A 1,380-nucleotide genomic window follows, 5' to 3' on the forward strand; every position below is an offset into this window, starting at 1 on the left:
GGCGCGCACCGGCGTCACGTCATGGAACGCGACTTCCACGACCGGATGCATGGCCGGGCGGGCCTGCCCGGCGGCGGGATGCACACGGCCGGCGCCGGGATGGGCAGCAGCGCCGGAATGGGCGGCGGCCTCGCCGGCAGTTCCGGCGGTGCCGGCTCGGCCTACCCGACGGGTCCGGCCGCGCCGCACGACGCGCCGACCGCGCCGGGCTGGCAGACGGATGAGACGGGCAGGCCGAAGCCTTCGACGATGGGCAGCGCCTCCCTCGGTGGCTCTGCCGCGATGCGCCCCCGTGGCGGCTCCGAGAACGGCTGAAGGACACCCCGGATGTCCACCCAGTACGACCCCAACCGCTTCGAGCCGGCCACCGGCCGGCCGGTGAACGACGACCAGCGGAGCTTCGGGCAGCTCCTCGGCGACATGGTCACCGAGATGTCCAACCTGTTCCGCAACGAGCTCCGCCTCGCCCGCGCCGAGATGGGCGAGAAGGCGGGCGAGGCCGCGGGCGCCATCCCCGGCATCGCGGCGGGCGCCGGGCTCGGCCTCGGCGCGCTGCTGCTGTCGCTGATGGCGGCGGCCGCGGGCCTCTCACGCCTGTTCGATCTGGAGCCCGGCTGGAGCCTGCTGATCGTCGCCGGGCTCGCCGGCCTGGCGGGCTTCCTGCTGATCCGCGGCGGCATGTCGAAGCTGAAGGCCACCAACCTGACCCCGACGCGCACCGCCGAACAGCTCTCGCGTGACGCGCAGGCCGCCAAGGAGACCGTTCGATGAGCACCAGCACCACATCCAGCGGCAATGGCGAGCGCTCCGCCGCCGAAATCGAGCGCGAGGTGGAACGCAACCGCGCGCGACTGGTGAACACGGCGGAGGAGCTGAAGGAGCGCGTCTCGCCGAGCCAGCTCGCCGACCAGATGGTCGAGTGGGTGCGCAGTTCGGGCGGGCGCGAATTCGCCGGCAACCTCGGCGCCTCGCTGCGCGACAACCCGCTGCCGGTGCTGATGATCGGGGCCGGCATCGCGTGGCTTGCCTTCGGCGGCCGAAGCGAGGCCCGGAGCCGCGACCTCTACGGGCCGTCCGGCTATGACGACCTCGCGGGCACCGCCATGCCCTATGGCGCCAGCCAGACCGGCGGCGCCTACATGGGAAGCGGCGACCCGGGCAGTTCCGCGTACGCCGGGCCCGGTCTCGGCGAGCGCATCGGCGAGACGGCCTCCGAGCTGAAGGAACGGGCGGAGGACCTCGCGGCGCGCGCCGGCGAGACCGCGAGCGAGGCCTGGGAGCGCGCGAAGGCGCGGGCGCAATCGCTGGCGGGAAGCGTCGGCGGCCGGGCGCGCGGCGCGGCCGAGCGCGCGGCGCGCTACGGCTCGGCCCCGGGCGAGT

2 protein-coding genes and 1 pseudogene are annotated in these 1,380 nt (G+C 74.8%); all 3 read left to right on the top strand.

Going from position 1 to position 1,380, the window contains the following annotated elements; translation table 11 throughout:
* Positions 1–315: pseudogene (locus L2I40_RS23200) on the top strand (hypothetical protein); the annotation flags it as partial.
* A 12-nt stretch (positions 316–327) separates the two neighbouring features.
* Positions 328–771 (top strand): phage holin family protein, encoded by a 444-nt coding sequence (locus tag L2I40_RS23205; RefSeq protein WP_237217720.1) that lies wholly within the window; start codon positions 328–330, stop codon positions 769–771.
* On the top strand, positions 768–1,380 hold a 613-nt coding region (locus L2I40_RS23210), incomplete at its 3' end, for a DUF3618 domain-containing protein (RefSeq protein ID WP_237217721.1). The genes L2I40_RS23205 and L2I40_RS23210, both read left to right, overlap by 4 nt.

The organism is Falsiroseomonas oryziterrae (genome assembly GCF_021864505.1).
GTDB classification, from domain to species: Bacteria; Pseudomonadota; Alphaproteobacteria; order Acetobacterales; family Acetobacteraceae; genus Falsiroseomonas; species Falsiroseomonas oryziterrae.